The sequence below is a fragment of the Pseudoalteromonas sp. Xi13 genome, from assembly GCF_003952205.1.
GTDB lineage: Bacteria > Pseudomonadota > Gammaproteobacteria > Enterobacterales > Alteromonadaceae > Pseudoalteromonas > Pseudoalteromonas atlantica.
Genome location: NZ_CP034439.1, coordinates 330,311 through 349,991 on the forward strand (window position 1 = coordinate 330,311; position 19,681 = coordinate 349,991).

The window sequence follows — 19,681 nt, forward strand, 5'->3', positions numbered from 1 at the left end:
GCTTTAGGCGTATCGCGCTTGTATTTTTTCGATAATCTCGGCGTTAGCAGCAGGGAAATCATAGTTACTAAGCTCATTAATAGCGACCCATTCACTTGGTTGCCCTTCGGCGCCATGTGCTTCACCGCTAAAGTTACTCACAACGTGAATATCAAGTTTTACACATTTATCGCCATAGTCATGTTCAATCACCATAAGTTGGCTAGAGCTGTGAATGGTAATGCCAACTTCTTCACTTAGCTCACGCTTAAGTGCAGCAAATACGCTCTCGCCAGCTTCTACTTTCCCGCCTGGAAATTCCCATAAGCCACCTTGATGTTGCTCATCAGCACGCTTGCAGATAAAGATGGCGTTATTTTTTTTTATTACGCCTACCGCAACATTTACAATTTTTGTTGTCATGTTTTTTCTCCATAAAAAAAGCGACGCTAGCGTCGCTTTTTAATTACATACAATGCGTCGTTACTTTAATTTACCACAACATTGCTTAAACTTTTGTCCTGAGCCACACGGACACGGATCGTTACGGCCAACTTTAGGCGCTGTTCTTGCCATTACAGTTGCGCTTTGAGGTGCTTCACCGCCTACATGTTCAGCTTCTTCGTGTTGGTACTCGCGAGGGGCATTTTCACTTTTACGGTGTTGCTCTTCTACTTTTTCAACATCTTCTTCGGCACGAACTTGTACTTTACTTAAAATGCCCACTACATCAACTTTTAAGTTTTCAAGCATTTCGGTGAATAGCTCAAACGACTCGCGCTTGTATTCTTGCTTAGGATTCTTTTGTGCATAGCCACGTAAGTGAATACCTTGGCGTAAATGATCCATTGCAGCAAGGTGATCTTTCCAGTGCTGATCAAGACTTTGAAGCATAATCGCTTTTTCAAACTGACGCAGTACAGAGTCGCCAACCTGCTCTTCTTTTTGCTTGTAAGCTTGCTCAACAGCTTGCTCAATGCGCTCACGAAGTTTTTCTTCGTATAGTTTATTGTCATCTGCTAACCACTGCGTGATAGGCAGCTCAATCAGGAAGTCCTGTTTTAAGCGCTCTTCAAGGCCTGGTATATCCCACATTTCAGCAAGGCTTTGTGGTGCAATGTATTGATCAATAACACCGGCAAGTACGTCACCACGGATTGCTGTAATGGTTTCTGAAATATCGCCTTCTTCAAGCAGCTCGTTACGTTGAGAGTAAACAACGCGGCGTTGATCGTTTGCTACATCATCGTACTCAAGTAATTGCTTACGTACATCAAAGTTACGTGCTTCTACTTTACGCTGAGCGTTTTCAATTGCACGGTTAACCCAAGGGTGCTCAATGGCTTCGCCGCGTTGCATGCCTAGTTTACGCATCATGTTAGTCATGCGCTCGCCGGCAAATATACGCATTAGCGCATCATCCATCGATAAGTAAAAACGGCTAGAGCCGGCATCACCCTGACGACCAGCACGGCCACGTAATTGGTTATCTATACGGCGCGATTCATGACGCTCAGTACCAATAATGTGTAAACCGCCAGCGTCAATTACTGCATCGTGACGAATTTTCCACGCCGCTTTAATTTCAGCAATTTGCTCATCTGTTGGGTTTTCTAGTTTTTCAACTTCGCTGTTCCAGTTACCACCAAGCACAATATCGGTACCGCGACCGGCCATGTTGGTTGCAATTGTTACAGTACCTGGTAAACCAGCATCCGATACGATGTCAGCTTCTTGCGCGTGGAATTTAGCATTAAGTACGTTGTGCTTAATTTTTTCTTTGCGTAAAAACTGCGATAAATACTCAGAGCTTTCAATCGAAATAGTACCTACAAGCACAGGCTGTCCGCGCTCTTGGCAATCTTTAATATCGGCTAAAATAGCTTCGTATTTTTCTTCTTGTGTTAGGTAAACTAAATCGGCGCGATCATCACGGATCATCGGCTTATTAGTTGGCATAACAACCGTGTCTAGGCCGTAAATAGATTGAAACTCAAATGCCTCAGTATCGGCTGTACCTGTCATACCGGCTAAGGTTTCGTATAAACGGAAGTAGTTTTGGAACGTGATTGAAGCCAGTGTTTGGTTTTCGTTTTGAATTTTTACACCTTCTTTAGCTTCAACAGCTTGGTGTAAACCTTCAGACCAACGACGACCTTCCATTGAGCGTCCTGTGTGCTCATCGATAATAATGACTTCGTTTTCTTTAACAACGTAATCAACATCTTTTTGATAAAGCTTGTGGGCACGAAGTGCGGCATACACATGGCTCAGTAAGGTAATGCTACCGGCTGAGTAAAGCGAGTCGCCTTCTTCAATCAAGCCACGTTCAGTAAGTAGGTCTTCTACTTTAATTTGACCGCGCTCAGTTAAATGAACTTGCTTAGACTTTTCGTCGATTGTGTAATCGCCATCACCTTCAATGCCTTCTTCGTCTTCTTTTTCTTGAAGTTCTAAAAGCGGTACAATTTTATTGATTTCGATGTATAGCTCAGAGCTATCTTCAGCTGGGCCTGAGATAATAAGTGGTGTACGCGCTTCATCAATTAAGATTGAATCCACTTCATCCACTACCGCATAAAACAGTGGGCGTTGTACACGCTCATCAATGCTAAATGCCATGTTGTCACGTAGGTAGTCAAAACCAAACTCGTTATTAGTACCGTAAGTAATATCGGCACTGTAAGCTTGTTTTTTCTGTTGTGGCATCATGCCTGGTACGTTACAGCCCACAGTTAGGCCTAAGAACTCAAATAACTCGCGGTTTGTTTCAGCATCACGTTTAGCAAGGTAGTCGTTCACGGTAATTACGTGCACGCCTTTGCCTGTTAAACCATTTAAGTAGGCTGGAAGTGTGGCTGTTAGGGTTTTACCTTCACCGGTACGCATTTCTGCAATACGACCTTGATGTAAAACCATGCCGCCTAATAGCTGTACGTCAAAGTGACGCATGCCATTTACACGCTTTGACGCTTCGCGTACCACAGCAAATGCTTCTGGTAGAATGTCGTCAAGGCTTTGTCCGTTATCGTAACGTTCTCTAAACTCAGCTGTCTTAGCTCTTAAATCTTCATCAGAAAGCGCTTCTAATTGCGTTTCTAGCGCATTAATTAGCGCGACCGTCTTTCTTAGGTTTTTAATAGTGCGGTCATTGCGACTACCAAAAATCTTGGTAAATAAATTAGATATCATGATAAAACCGTTACAATGTATTCTTTGTTAACCGAGTGTCGGCTAACCCATTTTTTACAATTGGTAATTAATATGTACTTTTACATAACCTGTAGAACATATTAATTAGCAATTTTGTATTAAAGAGCCTCAAAGCACTGTTTAATACGTGTGCTACTATACCAGACTCTGCCAAACAACAAACTATCTCAACTAAAAGATGTGTATTAAAAACAGAAAAATTTGATCTGATGCGTAAAAACCACTTTAACTGATTTAATTACGCTAAAAAATAGCAGCAAGTTGTGAAGATATGGTGTTAAAAAATTTAAAAACAAGAGTGCTAGGGCATGCGGGCCTTGGGTGATTGAAATTCATTCAATCCACAAAGCTCAACACACCCTAGGTGGGTTAATTTATACTTAGTTACCCACCTTATTACGCTGTGCTTTTTAAAGTTTAAACTGATTAACCGTTTTGTTTAAGGCAACAGCAAGGTCGCTTAAATCGCGTGCTTCATCTGCTAAAATGTGTGCGTGATCAGCGGTGCTGTTTACTAAGCCATTAATTGCTGCAAGGCTGGTATTAATGTCCTCTGCGACAACGGTTTGTTGCTCAGTTGAAGTGGCAATTTGGTGGCTTTGGTCTTGTACTTTAGTTACCGACTGAGCAATGTTTTGTAATGAACTTAGCACTTCTTTTGTTTGCGATACTGAGCCTTCAGTTTGCTCTTGTCCTTGTAGCATCATTACCGACGCTTGTTGGGCAATTTGCTGTAAGCGAGAAATCATATTACGAATATCGTCTGTTGATTCTTGCGTACGGCTTGCCAGTGAACGTACTTCATCAGCAACTACCGCAAAACCACGGCCATGCTCACCTGCACGCGCAGCTTCAATGGCGGCATTAAGAGCAAGTAAGTTGGTTTGATCGGCAATGGAGTTAATTACATCCACCAATGCACCAATATTATTACTTTCTTGCTCAAGCCCTGCTACCACTTTAGACGCTTCACCTATGTGTAGCGCAAGTTCGGTCATCACACGTTGTGCTTGAGTTGAGCGGTCAGCACCTTCGGCAGTAATAGCTTGTACTTCTTCGGCGGCGCTGTTGGTATGCTGTGCGTTACGCGATATTTCAAGTACAGTGCTGGCCATTTCGGTCACGGCGGCACTAACGCTGTCTACTTGTTGTTTTTCTTGCTGTATTTCGGTGTTGGTTTGAGCAGACACGTTTTTAAGTTGCGCTGCGGCATTGGTCAACTGCTCAGCTTGTGCGGCTGTTTCTAACATCATGGCGCGCAGCTTATCGATGAATGTATTCATGTGATTGGCAAGCTGGCCGACCTCATCCTGGCTGGTAATATTAATCTTTTGGGTTAAATCGCCTTCGCCCGATGCAATATCACGCATTATGTTAGTTAAGGTGGTAATAGGCTGCGAGATCATGTGGGTTGCCCATAATATCATCGCTAAAATTATCACTAAAATAATCACCACTGCGGTGGTTGTGGTGGTAACCGCCTCATTAACGGGGGCTTCAATCATGCTGGTTGGGATCAGTATACCTACATACCAATCTAGATAAGGTTGCTCTAGTTGTAAGCGATGGTACACCACATAATACTCTTCTCCTTTTAAGGTCACCAATTGGCTGCCTTCGAGCTTATTACGCATTTGTGCATTAAGCTCTGTAAAGCCTGAAGTATTATTAAACTGGCTTTCAAGGCCATCTAGCCCTTCTTTACCTTTAGGGCCTTCGTCGGTGTTAGACAGCTTATGGCCGGTAGCATTTGAAAAGTGTACAACCTTTTGATTGCCATCGAGTAAAAAGCCATAGCCTTGTCCGTTAAAGCGAATACCTTCAACCATATCGTTGATTTTATTAAGCTGTAAATCAACGCCGCCCATACCAATAAGTTTACGCTGTGCGTTGTATACCGGCTGTTGTACAACTGCTGAGGCAACCCCAGTGGTTAAATCGACCGATATAGGGCCTACGTAAAGTTTATTAATTTGCAGGGCTTCTTGCCACCAACCACGTTTATAGGCGTAGTAAGGTTGGCCATTGTAATGGCTGGTACGCTCGTTTTCTTTAAAGTATTCACCGGTGGTTGCTGATGCGAAAAACGCCGACAGTACATTTTCGTCATTTGAGCTAATGCGTACAAAGTCTTGATTAACTTCGTTGTAGCCGGGGGCATTTTTAATCGGCTGGTCGCGAGTATCCCAATTTTCAAAAAAATTAACTAAATGCGGGTTATTAACAAACGTAGAAACCAGCTTGCCATACTTTGCAAAGTAGCTTTGCATTGAAAGTTGTTCGCTTTGTAGGTAGCTTTGAGCTTCGCGCTCAATGTTTACTCTGGAAAGGTTAGCGATGTGATTTACAAAAAATGTTGAAGCAATAATTAGCAAAATGGTGATGGTGCCACCAATCAATAATAATATTTTCTTCCGTAATGATAAATTATTTAGCATAAGTGCACGTATTATTGTTTTTTAGTAGGTTGTATCTAATCATATCTTACTTTAAATCTCTATGAAGTTAGATAAAAAGCACTAATTATGCGTTTAAAATGAAGGGTTATGCAAAAATGGAAACAAAAGCTAATAAATTAGTAGTATTAGGCGCAGGCTGGTTGGGTCATACTTTGTGCCTACAAGCTAAACAGGCGGGTTGGCAGGTACAAGGTACGCATAGAAGTGATGAGCACACAGACGATTTTCAGCGTCAATTTGTATTGATTGATGGGCAACTAATACATCAAATAGATTTACACGATGCTTACTGGGTGTGTGCAATCCCTCCACGAAGCAGACACAGCGAAAGTAACTACCCAGAAACACTAAGCGCTGCACTTTCACTTTCTAAACAATTAAATGCAAAGGGCTTTATTTTGTGCTCATCTACCGGTGTGTACGACCAAGAGCCAGGTATTTACACTGAAAGCAGTGAAATAAGTTGTACCGATGAGCGACAAATAAAACTGTACGATAGCGAAGAAATGGTGCTTGAGCAAGATGGTAAAGTACTGCGTTTAGCAGGGTTATTAGGGCCTAACCGCGAGCCAGGGCGCTTTGTTGCTGGGAAAGAATTAAATTCATCGAGCCAGCAGGTGGTTAATATGGTGCATCAACAAGATGTGATAAACGCCATTTTTGCGGTAATAGAAAACTATAATTCGGGGCAAAATATTTATAACGTGGTAAATCCATCGCACCCAACTAAAGCGAATTATTATGCACAAAAGTGTGCAGAGCATGGCGGCGAAATGCCAACCTTTACCAGTAATGAAAGTGCTGAGCGCAAAGTACTTGGCTCAGCAATTGAGGCGTTAGGTTTTAGCTATCAGCATGGAATTTAAAATGCGATGGTAGTGGGTTGTGGTGAATAAAGTCGCACAATGCCCCTTGTGCTAAAAGCGTATTGGTTGCCTCTATATCGGGGGCAAAGTAGCGGTCTTTATCGTAGTAACTTACATGCTCGCGCAGCAGAGCTTTTGCTTTTTCTACTTGCGGTGAAGGTTTAAGTGGGGCTCTAAACTCAAGCCCTTGAGCAGCTCCAAGCCATTCAATTGCTAATACCCCGCGGGTGTTATTGGCCATTTCCTTTAAGCGCCTTGCTGCAAAGGTTGCCATAGAGACATGATCTTCTTGATTTGCTGATGTTGGCAGGCTGTCTACCGAGGCGGGATGCGCAAGCGATTTGTTCTCGGAGGCAAGCGCAGCCGCGGTTACTTGGGCAATCATAAAACCTGAGTTAACTCCGCCGTTTTCAACTAAAAAAGGTGGCAGTGTAGAGAGGTTTGAATCAATAAGTAGCGCGATTCTTCGCTCTGCCAGCGCGCCTATTTCGGCAATCGCAATGGCTAAGTTATCGGCGGCCATGGCAACGGGCTCTGCATGAAAGTTACCACCGGATATAATATCGCCCACATCGGCAAATACCAGCGGGTTGTCGGTAACGCCGTTTGATTCACATAACAACACTTCTGCGGCGTGGCGTATTTGTGTTAAACACGCGCCGAGTACCTGAGGTTGGCAGCGAAGGCAGTAAGGGTCTTGCACTTTTTCGCAGTTTACGTGAGATTGGCTAATTTGTGATTCAGTACTAAGTAGCTCTCTAAATACACTGGCCGTATCAATTTGCCCACGTTGCCCCCGTATTTCATGAATGCGTGCATCAAAGGGCGAACGGCTACCCATTGCGGCTTCTATGCTAATAGAGCCTATGACACAGCTTTGTGCATATAAATCTTCTGCTTTGAAAAGCCCTTGTAACGCAAACGCGGTAGAGGCTTGTGTACCATTTAACAGTGCCAGTCCTTCTTTTGCTCCTAATGTAAGAGGTGAAAGATTGGCAATTTTCAGTCCTTGAGCAGCACTTATAATTTCACCTTTGTGGCGCATTTTGCCTTCACCTAATAGTGGAAGGCACATATGAGCAAGAGGCGCTAAATCGCCCGAAGCACCCACAGACCCTTTTTGTGGTACGCACGGGTACACTTCACTGCACAGTAGCTGCATAAAAAATGCGATCACCTCTAGGCGTATCCCTGAGTAGCCCCGAGACAAAGAGTTTACTTTTAAGGTCATCATTAGTCTTACAGTGCTGTCGTCCATGAACTCCCCAATACCGGCAGCATGCGAAAGTACAATACTGCGCTGCAGTAGCTCAAGCTCGTCATCTGCTATTTTTGTATTGGCTAATAACCCAAAGCCGGTGTTAATACCGTACACCGTTTGGCGTTTGTTTATTACGTTTTGAACAGTTTGTGCACTGGCCGCTATTTGTGTACTGGCGCCATCGACTAAGTTAAGTGTGACAGCAGAGTCATTAATTTTTCTTAGGGTGCTTAAATCTAACTGCCCTGGTGTGAGAGTGTGTGAAATCATGACTATTCCTTGTTTAGCATAGGGAGATCTAGGTGGTGCTCTTGCGCGCAATTTTTAGCGATGTCGTAGCCTGCATCAGCATGGCGCATAACGCCGGTAGCAGGGTCGTTCCAAAGCACACGAGCGATGCGTTGCGCGGCTTGTTCACTACCATCTGCAACAATAACCACGCCTGCGTGCTGGCTAAAGCCCATGCCCACTCCGCCGCCATGGTGCAGCGACACCCACGTTGCGCCACCCGCAGTATTAAGCAAAGCATTAAGTAACGGCCAATCAGAAACGGCGTCTGAGCCATCTTGCATACTTTCGGTTTCACGGTTGGGGCTTGCTACAGAGCCAGAGTCGAGATGATCACGACCAATTACAACAGGCGCTTTAAGCTCGCCATTTTTAACCATGTCGTTAAAGGCCAGTGCAAGGCGAGCCCGGTTTTTTAAACCTACCCAGCATATACGCGCTGGCAAACCCTGAAATTGAATGCGCTCACGCGCCATATCAAGCCAGTTATGTAAGTGGGTATCTTCTGCGATAAGCTCTTTCACTTTTGCATCGGTTTTATAAATGTCTTCGGGGTCGCCTGAAAGCGCAACCCATCTAAATGGGCCAATTCCTTCACAAAATAACGGACGGATATAAGCAGGCACAAAGCCCGGAAAATCAAACGCGTTAGTAACGCCTTCTTCAAATGCCATTTGGCGGATGTTATTGCCATAGTCGGTAGTGGCAGCACCGGCTTTTTGAAGTGCTAGCATGGCGTTTACTTGCACTGCCATAGATTGCTTAGCGGCTTTAACCACTGCCTGTGGGTTTTGTTCACGCATTTTTGCTGCGTGTTGCATGTTCCAACCTTGCGGTAGGTAGCCGTTGAGTGGGTCGTGCGCTGAGGTTTGGTCGGTCACTATATCAGGGGTAATATTACTGTTTGCCAGTGCAGTAAAAATATCGGCAGCATTACCTAATAAGCCTACCGATAACGCCTTGCCTTTAATGCAAGCATCGGTAACTAGCTCAAGCGCGTGCTCAAGTGTCGTGGCTTTTACATCAACGTAGCCGGTTTTAATTCGAAAATCGATACGGGTTTCGTCGCATTCCACAACTAATGCGCTAAAACCTGCCATCGTCGCGGCGAGTGGTTGGGCACCTCCCATACCGCCAAGGCCTGCTGTTAAAACCCATTTACCTTTTGCATTACCGCCAAAGTGTTGTTTTGCCATTGCTACAAAGGTTTCGTAAGTGCCTTGCACTATGCCTTGTGAGCCAATATAAATCCAAGAGCCCGCGGTCATTTGCCCATACATCATTAAGCCTTTTTTATCGAGCTCATTAAAGTGCTCCCAATTTGCCCAATGTGGCACCAGGTTAGAATTAGCAATGAGAACGCGCGGCGCGTTTTCGTGGGTTTTAAATACGCCCACGGGCTTACCCGATTGCACAAGCAGCGTTTCGTCGTTTTCGAGCCTATCAAGGGTTTCAATTATTTTATCAAAGCTTGGCCAGTCTCTTGCTGCACGGCCAATACCGCCATATACCACTAACGCGTGAGGGTGCTCTGCCACATCAGGGTCTAAATTGTTCATTAACATGCGTTTAGCGGCTTCGGTTTGCCAACTTTTAGCGCTAATTTTATCGCCATGAGGCGCGCGGATTTCTCGGTGTGTGTCGAGCCGGTTGTTCATGAATTTCTCCTGTTGTATATACAAGATGGTCAGCTACAAAAAAACGCCCTTGAGCGTTACGTTGTTATTATTTTTTAAATGTTAAGTGCCCGCCCAAACGGTATTTACTGCCCGGTGATACTAAGCGAGCAAAGCTTACTATGCCTTTTGTAGACCAAGTACGACGAATAACCTGTAAGCAGGGCTCTTCGTTATACAGGTTAAGCCATTGGCACATTTGCGAGTTGGGCATAACCGCTTCCACTGTGTGGCGCGCTTGTGTGAGCGGCGCTACGCTCGATAAGTATTCATGCGGGGTGAGGGCGCTAAAGTCTTGTTGTAAATAACCCGCGGCTAAAGCTGGGTTTACAAATCGCTCTTCAACTTGCAGTGGTTTGTCGTTCTCATTGTGTACAAGCACACTGCGATACACCAGGCTATCTACTTCAACGCCAAGCGCAATAGCTATGGGGGCTACCGCATTGATTGATTCAAGCACCTGCACACTACAGCTGTATTGCCCGTTACGTTCTTTTACTTCATCGGCTATGTTTTTAATTTCAAGTAGTGACGACTGCGATTTAAAACTTGCTACAAACGTACCTAACCCTTGGCTGCGCGTTAAAATGCCGGCATCTGTTAATTCGCTCAGTGCACGTCGTGCGGTCATACGGCTTACAGAAAATTGGCTGCTAAGCTCGTTTTCTGAAGGGACACGTTGGTTTTCTTGCCATGCGCCATTTTTTATTTTATCGACAATAAATTGTTTAATTTGTGCAAATTTAGGAGTGGTCATTACTATTATTAGCTGTACTTAAAATAAACTATTTAATAAAGATGGCATAATTATCTTGTATATACAAGATGTATTGTTAGACTGTATTTTAAGCACGTTAGGGAGCTAAGTATGCAAAATAAAACAACGGGTTACGCCTTGGAAGATCTCGACTTATTATTGACTGATGCCAACATAGCAACCATGGATAGCACAATTGATGCACCTTATGGGGCTATAGAAAATGCGGCACTGGCGATTAAAAACGGCGAAATTGTATGGTTAGGTGAGCAATCAAACTTACCCAGTTTTGATGCCTTTGCTACCCCTACATTAAGTATTAAAGGGCAATGGTTAACGCCTGGGCTTATTGATTGCCATACACATTTAATATTTGCAGGCTCCCGAGCTGAGGAATTTGAGCAGCGCTTACAAGGTGTAAGCTACGAACAAATAGCCGCACAAGGTGGCGGTATAGCCAGTACCGTTAAGGCCACTCGCGCGGCAGATCATGAGCAGTTATTTGTTGATGCAAAAGATCGCTTAAACACTTTACTTGCCGAGGGCGTAACGACTGCTGAGATAAAGTCGGGATACGGGCTTGATGTTGAAAACGAAATAAAAATTTTAGAAGTGGCGCGTTTGCTTAATGAGCATCATCCTATTGATATTAAAACCACGTTTTTAGGTGCACATGCGCTACCCCCTGAATACAAAGGCCGTGCAGATGAATACATAGATTTAGTATGTACGCAGATGCTTGAGCAGGTAGTGGCTAATAACCTTGCCGATGCTGTGGATGTTTTTTGTGAAAATGTAGGCTTTAGTCTTGCACAAACAAAACAAGTGTTTGATGCAGCTACAAAACATAACTTGCCGGTAAAATGCCATGCTGAGCAGCTTTCTAATCAGCAGGGCGCACAGCTGGTGGCTGAGTATAAAGGCCTTTCAGCTGATCATATTGAGTACCTTGATGAAAACGGCGTAAAAGCCATGGCAGAGGTTGGCACTGTGGCTGTTTTATTACCTGGGGCTTTTTATTTTTTACGAGAAACACAGCTTCCTCCCATCGATTTGCTGCAAAAATACAATGTGCCTATTGCTATTGCCAGTGACTTTAACCCAGGCACCTCGCCTTTATGTTCTGTGCATTTAATGATGAACATGGCATGTACTTTATTTAGACTCCCCCCTGAGCAGGCCCTTGCGGGAGTAACCCGCAATGCAGCGCAGGCACTAGGTTTAAAAGACAGAGGCGTGCTAAAGGTTGGAGCAAGGGCTGATATTGCGCACTGGCAAATAAGTCACCCTGCACAATTAAGTTACCAATTTGGCGTAAATAAACTGTTAAATCTATGGATTTTGGGTAGAATTAATTAGTTTGTATTATTTTTGTCCATATTTAACATGCTTTTATTAAATTTTATTGCTAATGGAGTGGCGTAAGCTTGAGTATTTTGACTGACAGTAACTTTCCAATATTTTTTAGCGGCGCGCTGTTAATGGCGATGGTCGCTACGTTATTTGCGGTTAAAAATACCAGTATTAAATTTAGTTACTTATGTACAGGCGCTGTCGGTTTAGCCATTTTAAGCAGCGGTGCTGCTTGGTTAGCAATATTGCTCGCTTTTGGTTTTTGCTTTCATTTATGGCAAGCGTTTGAGCGTAATAGTTGGAGCATGATTATCACAAGCGCCGTTTCAGGGTTGCTATTTGTGGTGTTGTTTTCAGCGCATTTACTCATGGACGTGCCTCTATTTTGGGTGGTGGTGGCTATTATTCTGCTAGCGGTTGTAGGGCTAATGAGCGAGGAAGAAGAGCCCAAAGTTGAAGATTCGCATAACATTAATGAGCCTGAGCCGTACCAAGATGACTCTCCTCTTGCTGCATTTGCAGATAAACAGCAGTTACGCCAGGGTTATTACAGCTGGAGTAAAGAAAAACAGCTAGAAGCAGCACTGGTGATTGTTCGTCTAGAAGGGTTTGAGCAAGTTAATCAGCACATAGGCAGAGATTTTGGTGATTTGTTGTTGGCACAATCGGCCAACAGAATAAAAGACTTACTAAATAACGACAATGTGATTGATTTAGGTGGCCAAGAAAAATTGGCGCATTTAGGCGGGCTTAACTTTGCCTTTATTTGCAGCTTAGCTGTGCACAAACATAGCCATGAACACATCATTGAGCAAATTATTGGCGCAACACTTAAACCGTTTAACGTCGCTAATTGTACCGTAGAGGTAAAAGCAAGGGCGAGTTACGTTAATTGCGATGAGCAAGACGCTAACTTTGATAACTTAGTATCGTGTGCATACTTAGCCCTTGATAGTCAGCCTAAAAAAGCAGTGGTTGTGTACCATCAACAAATGATGGTTGAGCAACTTGAGCAGCAAGCCCGTTTAAAAGAGCTGGCTAATATTGATTTTGTAAGCGAGCTTGAACTTTATTTTCAGCCTATTATTCGCAATGACGACGGCCAAATTGAGTTTTTAGAACTTCTGTTGCGTTGGCAGCACCCTCAACAAGGTATCTTATCTGCCCACCGGTTTATTGATGATATTCATATTGCGGGTTTAGCTTACCCACTGGCTAAGTTTGTTATAGAGCGGGCCGCAGAGCTTGCCATGGCACTTCGCATAGAGGGGATTGCTATACCGCTGAGCATTAACTTATTTGGCCCCGAAATGCTTAACGAAGAGTTTGTTGAGTTTGTAGATAGCGTGGTGAGTGAGCACAACTTACAACACGGAGATTTAATTGTTGAATGCCCGCTGCATATATTCACAGATTTAGATAATAAGGGCCGTGCGATGATTGCCCGATTAAATAATATAGGTTTAAAGATATGCGTTGATGGGCTAGGCGATAATCCCATTGTTCTTTCTAAGCTGCCAAATCTAGCTGTTGAATACATTAAGGTGGCACCATCGCTTACTGCAGATTTTAGCAATCAAAATAATATTCGCAGCCTAGTAGGCGGTATGGTTGAAATGCATAACCAACAAAATACCAAGGTTATTTTTGAGGGCGTTGAAACCTTAGACCAATTAAAATTTGTAAAAAGTTTAAAAGCGCACGCAGCACAAGGTTATTATTTTGGCCACCCGTTAAGCAGCATTGGCTTAATGAGTTGGCTAAAGCAGTGGCAGGCTCACCAGACACAATAAGTTATGCCAAGCTGCAATAATTATTTTGTAAGGGAAATTCAGCAATTCGCTGCGATAGAATTACTCACTTATAAGCGTATAGCGTGCAAAAGTGAGTTATACACCTGCCAATAGTAAGCTCAATTAACTCACCATTTTTAGCTAAGTCAGTAAGGCAATCTGGCGGCCTTAAAAATACAGCGGTTAATTAAGCTAATTACAATTAACGCGTTTTTGCATGTAAGTAGGCATTAACTAATGCACTAATAATTTGCCCACAGCTTTGCATACCTGCTGTTAACCCAGCGGGGTGATTTAGCGGTGCAGCTTCACACAAATGTAGGTAGCGGGCAGTGCTGTGTTTTGCTGTTAAATACACATAATGCTCAGCATCACTAACGCTAAAGCCGCAGCATGTATACGCGCTGGCCGGTAAAAATGAAATGCTGTCTAAGTCGAGTTCAATACCAAGTGGCGCTTTATTAAATGCTGCTAAGGCGTGCTGTACGGCGTCGGTTAGTGATATTTCTCTGCGTACATTAATAGCTTGATAGCTGTGAAAACTACATTGATTTTGTGCGATTAAGTCAAAAATGGCTTGGTTATTTTTTTGCTCATGCAGGCCAATAATATGATATTGCTGCAATGCATTTTTCTTCAAGGCATAGCTAAAGCCATTGCCGCTGTGGCGACCTTCGCAGGGCCGTAAATCTGCATGGGGATCAAAATTTATAGCGTTAACTGAAGCCCCACTATGTTTGCTTAAAGCACTGAGTATGCCAAAGCTATTATTGTGCCCACCGCCGATAATAATAGGCTCAAGGCCCGCATTAAATATAAGCGTTAATACCGCCTCTACTCGCTCATCTATTGTTGCGCATAGTTTACGTAGTTGAGCCAGCTCTTCAGCATGCTGGCTATTTAAGTCTTGCGCTTGCGCCATTACATCATCAACGTCAATTTCGCCTAACAGCAATACCTGCTGGGTCGCGTTAAACTGGTTAACTGGTTGGTTCAAAAAGTATTGTAAAAAAGCGGGCCAAGCTTGATGTGAGCCGCCATTGCCTAAATTAGCGCGAGGGCCTATATCTTCACATATACCAATTAATACGTAGCGAATACCAAATTGCGCTGCATCGTTAAGGGCTTGTTGTACATTTACATGGGTGTCTAATAGGGCAACAGACTGCCAAGTTTTTGTTTCGTTAACGCGTGTGGAGCAATAGGGTTTAACGGCGTTTTCATCATACACTTTTAAGGTAGGGTGCACTGTGTTGAATCCGTATTGAGCAGTAAAAATTATTCTGATGGCGTAAGCAGTGCTCTGTTGAGCACTGCTTGTTACTTTATTCTTCGATAACTTCTAGTTCAAGTTCTTCTGCTGATAATACAATGCCAGTACTATCTGCATAGATAAAATCGTCATCAAAAAACGACACACCAGCAAAGTTAACGCCAATGCCATCTTCACCAGCGCCTTCGCTGTCGGCGGCAACAGGAATTGATGCAATCGCTTGAATACCTAAATCAATTTCTTCTAACTCATCTACATGACGCACAGCACCAAATACAATAATGCCGTTCCAGTTGTTATCAAGCGCAAGCTCTGCAAGTTCAATGTCGATAAGGGCGCGTCGTGTTGAGCCACCACCATCGATAAGTAGTACTTGATCAGTACCGTCTTGTGAGAGTATTTCACGGATCAGTTCATTATTTTCAAAACATTTAACCGTTTTAATTCGGCCGCCAAACGTGTGTCGACCACCAAAGTTGATGAACATCGGTTCAAGCACGTCAACCACATCGGCAAAAAAGTCACATAAGTCAGAAGTGCTGTAATCCATTATTTTATCCTCAAAGGGTACATAAGTTACCCTCAGTATACCCTCCTTATATGCAATAACAACGACTTAATAGCAGTAAATTTATTCAAAAAATGCCGAAATTAGAAATGGCAACAATAGTGTCTTAAAAGCGTCACTCAATTGTTATTTTCTGCCACTAAGCTTTAACTATGGTTAGATATTGTGCAGCTAAGGGTAAATAATGAACGACAATAACGTGCTTAAAAAAATGGCTCAAATGGATGAACAACTCTTTTTAACTCTGTTTAATTATAATTCACCCAAATGGCTGAAAACGGCTGCGCTTGGTTTATCTAAAAGTGGTAATGGTGGTTTATATTTACTTATGTGTGGCGCCATTTGGTGGCTAAGTACCAATGAGCAGCATCAGTTATTGCCAATATCAGTGTTACTGGGGTTTGCAATTGAAAGGCCTATTTATTTTTTAGCAAAACGTAGCTTTGGCCGAATCCGCCCCTGCGATTGCTTAGTCAGTAATGCGTATATTGTGCCTAGTGACAAATTTAGTTTGCCTTCGGGACACAGTGCAGCAGCATTTTTAGTTGCGGTAATATTGAGTCACTTTTTTGCAGAGTATGCGTGGCTTTGGTTTAGTTGGGCATCGGGGGTGGCGGTTTCTCGCGTAGTATTGGGCGTACATTTTCCGGCAGATATAATAATAGGCGCCGTTATTGGCAGTTCATGCGGTTTATTTGCGCTAGCTTTGGTGGTGCCTGTATGAAGATATTATACGGCATACAAGGCACAGGTAATGGCCACATTACGCGCGCCCGTGTTATGGCAAGTTGTTTTAAAGAGTTAGGTATAGATGTAGATTACGTTTTTTCAGGACGCCCTGAAAAAGACTACTTTGATATGCAGGACTTTGCTGATTACAAAACGTTTCGGGGTTTATCGTTTAGCACTAAAAACGGCCAAGTAAAAAGCTATCAAACATTAAAAAATGCCCGAGTGTGTAAGTTAGTTAACGATATAAAATCATTTAATGTAAAAAAATACGATTTTGTCTTAAATGACTTTGAGCCTATTTCAGCTTGGGCTGCAAAGCGCGCAGGCGTGCCTGTAGTCGGTATTAGTCACCAGGCGGCTTTTTTATCTAATAGCGTGCCTATGTTTGGTCGTGGTTTATTTAGAAAGTCTCTTATTAAGCACTACGCGCCAGCAAGCACCTATTTAGGCGTACATTGGCAGCCCTTTGCAGATAATATTATACCGCCCTTTATTGCAAACCATGACCATGGCAATCCTGTCGCCGTTATGAATAAAGTGCTGGTGTATTTGCCCTTTGAGAACCTCGACAACATTATTGATTATCTAAAGGACTTCCCAGAAAAAGAGTTTTACTGTTACCACCCGCATGCGCAGGATAAATCCCTCGGGCATATTCATTTGCGCACTCCTTCACGAGCGGGGTTTTTAAACGACTTAGCAAATACCAGTGGCGTAATTGGTAATGCAGGCTTTGAGCTGGCAAGTGAGGCCTTAAAGCTTGGGAAAAAATTATTACTTAAACCTCTCGATGGTCAGTTTGAACAAGATGCAAATGCACAAACATTGCGGGCGATGAAAATGGCCCATGTAATGAACTATTTAAACCCGCAAGCGCTGGATGATTGGAATAGTGCCCCGCAAAACAAACAAATTAATTTTCCCAGTGATCCTGCCCCTTTGGTTAAATGGCTACTTAATAAACAGTGGCATGACACTCACTCATTGCATAAAGATTTATGGGGTAATGTTAATCTAAAAGCATGAGTTATATGTATAAAAAGTTAATAAAAAGTTCAATATAAAGCGCCAGAACGTACTACACTATTAGTGCATATTAAATATAGGTGTTTTCAATGAATTTTTTACAAAACTTAACCATTAAAAGGCGTTTGCAACTTAATGCAGTGGTAGTCGGTCTGGCAATGGTCATTTTGTTGTGTGTGATAATTTATGAGTCACGCGTAACACTCAATCTGAATAAAACAATTCAGCTTGCAGAAGAGCTCAACGTACATGCACTAGAGCTTAGAAAGCATGAAAAAAACTTTCTTTTTTACAAGCAGCAGGAAGCACTTACATCATTTGATAAGGATTTTAAACAGCTAAGCACTAAAATCAAAAAGCTGCAGGAGGTAATGCAACAGCAGGGCATTACCACAGCGCAAATTGAACATTTTCATACGCTTATTACTAACTACAACAACAATTTTTCAGAGGTTGTTAGGTTACAGCAACAGATAGGTTTAAACCCTAAAGATGGGTTATATGGCAAGCTCAGAAATGCAGTGCACGAAGTTGAGGTGCTATTAAAAGAGCAAGATAACTTTGAGCTTTTATCGGCAATGCTACAGCTGCGACGCGCTGAGAAAGATTTTATGCTGCGCTTTGATGCAAAATACTTAACTCGCTTTAACGAACTTATTAGTACGTTTAAACAAAAAATTACCCAAGCTGATTTACAAAGTAGTTATAAGTCGCAAATAAGCCCTTTAATAGATACGTATCAAAGTGCTTTTCAAAATCTTGTAAAGGCACAAACGCAGTTAGGGCTAGATTTAGACTCTGGTGCACTAGGTGTTATGCGTATTAACGTAGAAAAAAGCGATCAGGTTGTTGGTCAAATTGTTGAGTCAACTAAGCTGGAAGTTGAGAAAAGCGTTGACCAAGCGCAGTTTATTGCCATCGTTGTATTTGTTATTTCGGGCATTATAGTGTTGGCGTTGGTGTACTTTACTAGCCACTCAATTATTGTGCCTATTGAGCGGGTGTATCACACCATAAACGACATACGCCGTAATAACGATTTAAGCGTAATGATAGAGCAAACAGGTAATGATGAAGTTACCATTATGACCTCGGACTTTAATAGTTTAATAGGCGATTTTAAAAGCCTCATAAACGAAGTGAATACCGCGCTTAATACGTTAAATGTGGCAACAGAGCACTTATCTGAAAGTACCTCTGCAACAAGTTCAGGCATGCAAGAGCAGTTACACGAAGCGGATATGGTTGCCACTGCGGCTACGCAAATGCAGGCAACGATTCAAGATATTTCTCATAATACCGAAGCTGCTGCTAAAAAAGCAGAGTCAACCAATTTAAGCGCGCAGCAAGGGCGTAATGAAGTAGACTCTACGGTTAAGCACATACGCGATTTATCTTCGTCGTTAGGTAACGCATCAAGTGTGGTATCGCAACTTGAAAAAGACGGTGAAACCATAGGTTCTGTGCTCGATGTAATCAGAGGCATTGCAGAGCAAACTAATTTACTTGCATTGAATGCCGCGATAGAAGCCGCTCGTGCTGGTGAGCAAGGGCGAGGCTTTGCTGTTGTGGCGGATGAAGTACGCTCGCTTGCGCAACGTACACAAGAGTCTACCAGTGAAATTGAAGGCATTATTAATACGCTTCAGCAGCGCACGCAAGAGGTAGTAAGTATTATGCATCAATGTCGCTCGCAAGGTGATGAAAGTGCTTCACAAGCTATTAAAGCGGGTGATTTACTGGGTGCTATTACCGAAGATGTGCAAACCATAATGGAAATGAGCACACAAATTGCCGTTGCTATTGATGAGCAAAGTCAGGTGGCATCAGAGGTGAACAAAAATGTAGTACGCATTAGAGACATTGCCCAAGATGCCTCTGAGCATGCAGTTAATAATGCGCAAACCAGTGAAGAAGTCTCTGAACAAGCGCGCGTGTTATTTGCGGCTATTGATAAGTTTAAAGTGTAATACAGTGTAGCGTTTAAAAAGCCAATAAGGTTTAGGGAACAAACTTTATTGGTACGCTATCTTTGTTTTGTTCGTGCTCGCCAAGACGCGCTTGGTATTTATCCCGCAAGGTTTCGTGCTGCGCTTGTAGTGTTTCAAAGTAGCTCCAGCTAAATAGTCCGCTGTTATGACCATCATCAAAGTCTAATCTAAGTGCGTAATGCCCCACCGGTACAATCTTTTTTATACCAACATGTTGTTTATTAAGTACCAACTTCATTGGCTCTGCCCCATGCCCTTGTACTTCGGCCGAGGGAGAGTGAACGCGTAAAAACTCGCAGCTAAATACAGCCATACTGTCATCATCAAAGTAAACATCTAGGTTTTTACTCACGCTATGATAATGCACTTTTGTTACGTGTTTCATTTTATATATCCCATTAAAAAGCCCCCAATATGGAGGCTCTTAGTATAGTATTTTTGCCTAC

The 19,681-nt window shown here is 42.9% G+C and carries 15 protein-coding genes; 6 read left to right on the top strand and 9 right to left on the bottom strand.

What is annotated here, in order from left to right; translation table 11 throughout:
- Window positions 1-3: 3 nt before the first annotated feature.
- The 3 genes from mutT to EJ103_RS01510 form a co-directional block, all read right to left on the bottom strand.
- The gene (gene mutT, locus EJ103_RS01500) at window positions 4-402 is read right to left on the bottom strand and encodes an 8-oxo-dGTP diphosphatase MutT (protein ID WP_126005633.1); all 399 of its coding nucleotides are present in this window, start codon (window positions 400-402) and stop codon (window positions 4-6) included.
- Window positions 403-462: 60 nt separating this feature from the next.
- Window positions 463-3,171, bottom strand: a complete 2,709-nt coding sequence (gene secA, locus EJ103_RS01505) for a preprotein translocase subunit SecA (RefSeq protein WP_064386276.1) — start codon at window positions 3,169-3,171, stop codon at window positions 463-465.
- Window positions 3,172-3,602: 431 nt separating this feature from the next.
- A complete protein-coding gene (locus EJ103_RS01510; RefSeq protein ID WP_126005635.1) occupies window positions 3,603-5,630 on the bottom strand; it encodes a methyl-accepting chemotaxis protein in 2,028 nt (675 codons plus the stop codon).
- Window positions 5,631-5,746: 116 nt separating this feature from the next.
- Here EJ103_RS01510 and EJ103_RS01515 point away from each other — a divergent pair, with 116 nt between their 5' ends.
- Window positions 5,747-6,517 carry an NADP-binding protein gene (locus EJ103_RS01515; RefSeq protein ID WP_126005638.1) on the top strand — a complete coding sequence of 257 codons (771 nt, stop codon included), beginning with the start codon at window positions 5,747-5,749 and terminating at the stop codon, window positions 6,515-6,517.
- On the opposite strand, the gene hutH is transcribed toward EJ103_RS01515, so the two are convergent.
- The 3 genes from hutH to hutC form a co-directional block, all read right to left on the bottom strand.
- Window positions 6,495-8,048, bottom strand: a complete 1,554-nt coding sequence (hutH, locus tag EJ103_RS01520) for a histidine ammonia-lyase (RefSeq protein WP_126005639.1) — start codon at window positions 8,046-8,048, stop codon at window positions 6,495-6,497. The two genes, EJ103_RS01515 and hutH, sit on opposite strands and share 23 nt — an antisense overlap.
- Window positions 8,049-8,050: 2 nt before the next feature.
- Window positions 8,051-9,724 carry a urocanate hydratase gene (gene hutU, locus EJ103_RS01525; protein ID WP_126005641.1) on the bottom strand — a complete coding sequence of 558 codons (1,674 nt, stop codon included), beginning with the start codon at window positions 9,722-9,724 and terminating at the stop codon, window positions 8,051-8,053.
- 67 nt (window positions 9,725-9,791) lie between these two features.
- Window positions 9,792-10,499, bottom strand: a complete 708-nt coding sequence (gene hutC / locus EJ103_RS01530) for a histidine utilization repressor (protein ID WP_054982938.1) — start codon at window positions 10,497-10,499, stop codon at window positions 9,792-9,794.
- Window positions 10,500-10,610: 111 nt separating this feature from the next.
- Here hutC and hutI point away from each other — a divergent pair, with 111 nt between their 5' ends.
- Both hutI and EJ103_RS01540 read left to right on the top strand, forming a co-directional pair.
- Window positions 10,611-11,858 carry an imidazolonepropionase gene (gene hutI / locus EJ103_RS01535; RefSeq protein WP_126005643.1) on the top strand — a complete coding sequence of 416 codons (1,248 nt, stop codon included), beginning with the start codon at window positions 10,611-10,613 and terminating at the stop codon, window positions 11,856-11,858.
- 122 nt (window positions 11,859-11,980) lie between these two features.
- Window positions 11,981-13,645, top strand: coding sequence for a GGDEF domain-containing phosphodiesterase (locus EJ103_RS01540; protein WP_126008704.1), 1,665 nt, complete (start codon window positions 11,981-11,983; stop codon window positions 13,643-13,645).
- 202 nt (window positions 13,646-13,847) lie between these two features.
- On the opposite strand, the gene EJ103_RS01545 is transcribed toward EJ103_RS01540, so the two are convergent.
- Both EJ103_RS01545 and rraA read right to left on the bottom strand, forming a co-directional pair.
- Window positions 13,848-14,894 carry a formimidoylglutamase gene (locus EJ103_RS01545; protein ID WP_126005645.1) on the bottom strand — a complete coding sequence of 349 codons (1,047 nt, stop codon included), beginning with the start codon at window positions 14,892-14,894 and terminating at the stop codon, window positions 13,848-13,850.
- A 76-nt stretch (window positions 14,895-14,970) separates the two neighbouring features.
- Window positions 14,971-15,468, bottom strand: a complete 498-nt coding sequence (rraA, locus tag EJ103_RS01550; RefSeq protein ID WP_004589330.1) for a ribonuclease E activity regulator RraA — start codon at window positions 15,466-15,468, stop codon at window positions 14,971-14,973.
- A 202-nt stretch (window positions 15,469-15,670) separates the two neighbouring features.
- On the opposite strand from rraA, the gene EJ103_RS01555 reads away from it, so the two are divergent.
- The 3 genes from EJ103_RS01555 (at window position 15,671) to EJ103_RS01565 (ending at window position 19,214) form a co-directional block, all read left to right on the top strand.
- Entirely contained in the window at window positions 15,671-16,210 is a 540-nt protein-coding gene (locus tag EJ103_RS01555; protein WP_024031314.1) for a phosphatase PAP2 family protein, read from the top strand.
- Complete coding sequence (locus tag EJ103_RS01560) at window positions 16,207-17,244, top strand: MJ1255/VC2487 family glycosyltransferase (RefSeq protein ID WP_126005648.1); 1,038 nt, start codon at window positions 16,207-16,209, stop codon at window positions 17,242-17,244. Before EJ103_RS01555 ends, EJ103_RS01560 begins: the two co-directional genes overlap by 4 nt.
- Window positions 17,245-17,333: 89 nt before the next feature.
- Entirely contained in the window at window positions 17,334-19,214 is a 1,881-nt protein-coding gene (locus tag EJ103_RS01565; protein ID WP_126005650.1) for a methyl-accepting chemotaxis protein, read from the top strand.
- A 31-nt stretch (window positions 19,215-19,245) separates the two neighbouring features.
- On the opposite strand, the gene EJ103_RS01570 is transcribed toward EJ103_RS01565, so the two are convergent.
- A complete protein-coding gene (locus tag EJ103_RS01570) occupies window positions 19,246-19,620 on the bottom strand; it encodes a gamma-butyrobetaine hydroxylase-like domain-containing protein (RefSeq protein WP_126005651.1) in 375 nt (124 codons plus the stop codon).
- Window positions 19,621-19,681 lie beyond the last annotated feature (61 nt).